Source organism: Streptomyces flavofungini (genome assembly GCF_041028215.1).
Classification (GTDB): Bacteria; Actinomycetota; Actinomycetes; order Streptomycetales; family Streptomycetaceae; genus Streptomyces; species Streptomyces flavofungini_B.
Genome location: NZ_JASKYR010000683.1, coordinates 1 through 4,434 on the forward strand (window position 1 = coordinate 1; position 4,434 = coordinate 4,434).

The 4,434-nt window shown below is 70.0% G+C and carries 4 protein-coding genes; 3 read left to right on the forward strand and 1 reads right to left on the reverse strand.

All coding sequences use genetic code 11. The features are described from left to right. Positions 1–45: 45 nt before the first annotated feature. The 3 genes from AB8Z36_RS32455 to proC all read left to right on the forward strand — a co-directional run bounded on the left by AB8Z36_RS32455 (position 46) and on the right by proC (position 2,566). On the forward strand, positions 46–855 hold the full coding sequence (locus tag AB8Z36_RS32455) for an ABC transporter ATP-binding protein (RefSeq protein WP_369216968.1): 810 nt from the start codon (positions 46–48) through the stop codon (positions 853–855). Continuing rightward, positions 852–1,589 (forward strand): ABC transporter permease, encoded by a 738-nt coding sequence (locus tag AB8Z36_RS32460; protein WP_369216969.1) that lies wholly within the window; start codon positions 852–854, stop codon positions 1,587–1,589. The genes AB8Z36_RS32455 and AB8Z36_RS32460 overlap by 4 nt, the downstream gene beginning before the upstream one ends. Before the next feature lie 119 nt (positions 1,590–1,708). After that, entirely contained in the window at positions 1,709–2,566 is an 858-nt protein-coding gene (gene proC, locus AB8Z36_RS32465; protein ID WP_369216970.1) for a pyrroline-5-carboxylate reductase, read from the forward strand. Between the two features lie 71 nt (positions 2,567–2,637). On the opposite strand, the gene trpS is transcribed toward proC, so the two are convergent. Then, positions 2,638–3,642, reverse strand: a complete 1,005-nt coding sequence (gene trpS / locus AB8Z36_RS32470) for a tryptophan--tRNA ligase (protein WP_369216971.1) — start codon at positions 3,640–3,642, stop codon at positions 2,638–2,640. Positions 3,643–4,434 lie beyond the last annotated feature (792 nt).

Sequence of the window (4,434 nt, forward strand, 5' to 3'; positions counted from 1 at the left end):
TCCCCCCCCTTGACGCCCAGATCTCCGCGCAGGATTATTCATCACATGGTGAATAACTTGTCCGCGGCCGCCGAGGCCGAGGCCGACACCGGTGCACCGGCCATCCGCGCCGAGAACCTGACCGTCGTGCGCGGCGCCCGCCAGGTCCTGCGCGGCCTCGGCTTCACCGTGCCCCGAGGCCGGATCASCGGCCTCCTCGGCCCCTCCGGCTGCGGCAAGTCCACCCTCATGCGGGCGGTCGTCGGCACCCAGGCCAGAGTGACCGGCACCCTCCAGGTCCTCGGCCGCCCGGCGGGCGCCCGCGCCCTGCGCTCCCGCATCGGCTACGTCACCCAGCACCCCTCGGTCTACGACGACCTCTCGGTCCGCCAGAACCTGGAGTACTTCGCCGCCGTACTCGACCCCGGCCGAGGCGCCGCAGCCGAACGCCGCAGGGCACACGTCACCCGCGCCATCGACGACGTCGACCTCGCCTCGCACGCCGACGCCCTCGCGGGCAACCTCTCCAGCGGCCAGCGCAGCCGCGTATCCCTCGCCGTCGCGCTCCTCGGCGCCCCCGAACTCCTCGTGCTCGACGAACCGACCGTCGGCCTCGACCCCGTGCTCCGCCGCGACCTGTGGCACCTCTTCCACGCCATCGCCGCCGACCGGGGCGCCGCGATCCTCGTCTCCTCCCACGTCATGGACGAGGCGGAACGCTGCCACCGCCTCCTCCTCATGCGCGAGGGCGAGATCATCGCGGACGACACCCCCGAAGCCCTGCGCGTCCGCACCCACGCGGACACGGTCGAAGCCGCCTTCCTCCGCCTGGTCGACGAGGCCGCCGGACCCCCGCCGAGGAGCACCGCCCCATGAACCCGCACCGCACCTGCGCCACCGCCGCCCGCGTCCTGCGCCAGCTCCGCCACGACCCGCGCTCCATCGCGCTGATGATCCTCGTCCCCTGCGTGATGCTGCTGCTCCTGCGGTACGTGTTCGACGGCAGCCCGCGCACCTTCGACTCCATCGGCGCCTCGCTGCTCGGGATCTTCCCGCTCACCACGATGTTCCTGGTCACCTCGATCGCCACCCTGCGCGAACGGACCTCCGGCACCCTCGAACGCCTCCTCGCCATGCCCCTGGCCAAGGGTGACCTCATCGCCGGTTACGCCCTCGCCTTCGGCGCCCTCGCGATCGTCCAGTCCGCCCTCGCCACGGGCCTCGCCCTGTGGGCCCTCGGCCTCGACGTCACCGGATCGGCCTGGCTGCTGCTCCTGGTCGCGCTGCTCGACGCCCTGCTCGGCACCGCACTCGGCCTCTTCGTCTCGGCGTTCGCGGCGTCCGAGTTCCAGGCGGTGCAGTTCATGCCGGCGGTGATCTTCCCGCAGCTCCTGCTCTGCGGCCTCTTCGCGGCGCGCGACACCATGCAGCCGGTCCTGGAGTGGATCTCCGACGCGCTGCCCATGTCGTACGCGGTCGACGGCATGAACGAGGTCCTGCGCCACCCCGACGTCACCGGCGACTTCGTGCGCGACGCCGCGATCGTCGCGGGCTGCGCCCTCCTGGTCCTCGCCCTGGGCGCGGCGACGCTCCGCCGCCGTACCGCCTGACCTTCCCGCGCGGAAAGCGGCCCCCGCGCCGGGGGTCCGCCCACCGGACACCCCGCCGCCCCCGGCGCGCACGGTGCGAGGATGACCCCCGGACGACGCAACCCCGGGAGGCCCCGCCCATGAGCACCACGAGCCAGCCGAGCCAGTCGCAGCAGCCGCAGCGGCACCCCAGGCAGAAGGTCGCGGTCCTCGGCACCGGAAAGATCGGCGAAGCCCTGCTCAGCGGCATGATCCGCGGCGGCTGGGCGCCGACCGACCTGCTGGTCACCACCCGCCGCCAGGAGCGCGCGGACGAGCTCCGCACCCGCTACGGCGTCACCCCCGTCAGCAACGCCGACGCCGCCAAGCGCGCCGACACCCTCATCCTCGCCTGCAAGCCGCAGGACATGGGGAAGCTGCTCGACGAGCTCGCCCCGCACGTCGTCCCCGACCGCCTGGTGATCAGCGCAGCGGCGGGCATCACCACCGCGTTCATCGAGGAGCGCCTCGCGGAGAACACCCCGGTCGTCCGCGTCATGCCGAACACGCCCGTACTCGTCGACGAGGGCATGTCCGTCATCTCGGCGGGCAGCCACGCCACCGCCGACGCCCTGTCCCACGCCGAGGACATCTTCGGCGCCGTCGGCAAGACGCTGCGCGTCCCCGAGTCGCAGCAGGACGCCTGCACGGCCCTCTCCGGCTCCGGACCCGCGTACTTCTACTTCCTCGTGGAGGCCATGACCGACGCGGGCATCCTCCTCGGCCTGCCCCGCGACAAGGCCCACGACCTCATCGTCCAGGCGGCGGTCGGCGCGTCGGTCATGCTCCGCGACAGCGGCGAGCACCCGGTGAAGCTCCGCGAGAACGTGACCTCCCCGGCGGGCACGACGATCAACGCCATCCGCGAACTGGAGAACCACGGAGTCCGCGCCGCCCTGATCGCCGCCCTGGAAGCCGCGCGGGACCGCAGCCGCGAACTGGCATCAGGCACCAGCTGACCCGCCCCTACGGAGGACCCCGCTTCTCCCGTATGACCCCACGCACCCGGAGAAGCGGGTCCCGCCCCCGGCTAGACGCCCACCGGCGGCAGCAGACCGATCGCGCGATAGGCGCCGTCCACCGTCGGCCTGGCCATCCCTCTGGCCCGCTCGGCGCCCCGCCGCAGCACGTCCTCCACGTACGCGGGGTCTGCCATCAGCGCCTTGTGCCGCTCCTGAACCGGCCTCAGCAGCTCGATCACCGCGTCGGCCGTGTCCCTTTTCAGCGCGCCGTAGGAGTCATAGGAACCGCTCAGGGCCTCCGGGTCCGCGCCCCGGCAGGCGGCGAGGATCTCCAGCAGGTTCGAGACCCCCGGCTGCTTCTCGCGGTCGTACCCGACCTCGCTCCCGCTGTCCGTGACCGCCCGCGAGAACTTCTTCCGTACGACCTCGGGCTCGTCGAGGAGATAGACGATCCCGGCACCGGACTCATGGGACTTGCCCATCTTCGACGTCGGGTCCTGGAGGTCCATGACCCGCGCCGCGACCTTGGGCGGCGTGGCCCGGGGCACCACGAACGTCTGTCCGTACCGCTGGTTGAACCGCTCCGCGAGGTCCCGCGTCAGCTCGACGTGCTGCGTCTGGTCGTCACCGACCGGCACCTCGTCGGCCCCGTAGGCGAGGATGTCAGCCGCCATGAGCACGGGGTAGGTGAGCAGCGAGAGCCGCACGCTGCCGCCACGCGCCCGTTCGCGCACGGACTTCTCCTTGTACTGGATCATCCGCCGCATCTCGCCGTCCGTGGCGACGCACTCCAGGAGGTACGAGAGCCGGGCGTGCTCGTCCACATGGCTCTGTACGAAGACCACGGCCCGCTCGGGATCGATCCCCGAGGCGAGCAGCAGCGTGGCCGCCTGCCTGCTGAGCCGTCGCACCCGGCCGGGGTCGTGGTCCACGGTCAGCGCGTGCAGATCGACGACGCTGAAGAGCGACTCCGCCCGGTACTGATCGACCTCGGCCCACTGCCGTACGGCGCCCAGGTAGTTCCCCAGGGTCAGATGCCCCGTCGGCTTGACCCCACTGAAGATCCTCGTCATCTCTCCGCCTCCTGATGCAGGACCGCCGGCCTGACGGCCGGGCTCCGGGTCCTCCAGGGGAGAAACGAAAACGGCCGCCGAGGTGGCGGCCGTTGGGTACATACGTGTGTACGGCCGCCGTCAGGCGGCCCACCACAGCTGGGTGCACGCATGCGTTGTCATGCCTGCCAGCGTAGCCCCGTGGAGGCCGCGCGGCAGGAGGTTGACACTCCCGGGGCGGATACGTAGTGTTCTCCGAGTTGCCCGACGTGAGCGTCGACCTCTGGTCGGTCCCCGGGCGGCCATTCCGCAAGAACCATTACAGCGATCGACGTCGTGTCCCTTCATGGGATCCGCCTTCGGCTCGTTTTCATGCGTATTTGCGAAATGAGGAATCGGCGTTCGAGAGGACGCCCCCGATTAGGTCGGGAGCCGAGATTCCGCTAAAGTCTCACTCGTCGGAACGGCCCAACAGCCGCGAAGACAACTCCCGCTGACTGGGAATCAGGCCCGAAAGGATCTGATAGAGTCGGAACCGCCGGAAAGGGAAACGCGAGAGCCGAAAGGCCGAGCGGGAACCGGAAAGGCACCGAGGAAATCGGACACGAAAGAGTCTGATAGAGTCGGAAACGCAAGAACAGAAGAAACACCGAAGGGAAGCGCCCGGAGGAAAGCCCGAACAGGGTGAGTACAAAGGAAGCGTCCGTTCCTTGAGAACTCAACAGCGTGCCAAAAGTCAACGCCAGATATGTTGATACCCCGACTCACTCCGGTGAGTTGAGGTTCCTTTGAAAAAGTCCTGCACGGACAAAC